The organism is Desulfofundulus thermobenzoicus, assembly GCF_009428905.1.
Classification (GTDB): Bacteria; Bacillota; Desulfotomaculia; order Desulfotomaculales; family Desulfovirgulaceae; genus Desulfofundulus_A; species Desulfofundulus_A thermobenzoicus.
In genome coordinates, this window is the sequence record NZ_WHYR01000214.1 from 1 (window position 1) to 433 (window position 433).

A 433-nucleotide genomic window follows, 5' to 3' on the forward strand; every position below is an offset into this window, starting at 1 on the left:
AAACGATTATTCGCTCATATCAACATTCCAATATTCCCATTTGGCTGATGATGCTCCTTGCAAGTATCGCCGGTACGGGCTGGATCTACGAAGGGTATTTTAGCGAGTATATGGGCAATCATATTCCATTCCCTTTTATTCTGTTACAAGGAGCGGGATATGGTATTTTGGCAGGCAATATGATTCTATTTTTCGGTGTCCTTCTGATTAAATGGTTAGGCCGTCTCTTTTTCGACTGTCAAACGGCATATCGAGATATACTCAAAGCCTGCACACTGACGGTCTTTTTCCCTTCTGCTTTATTTTCACTTACTTGGATTTTCACTGTTGGGATGCTCGGTCCGTATACGTTTGTTAAAATCTCACCATATTTAGATCAGCATTATGAAGTATGGTATTATCTCGATCTTTTAACTCTTACGGATGTATATGC

The 433-nt window shown here is 40.0% G+C and carries 1 protein-coding gene; it reads left to right on the forward strand.

Annotation, left to right across the window (positions count from 1 at the left end; all coding sequences use genetic code 11):
• The coding region (locus GFC01_RS18950; protein ID WP_207707660.1) for a hypothetical protein at positions 1-433 on the forward strand (433 nt) is incomplete at both ends.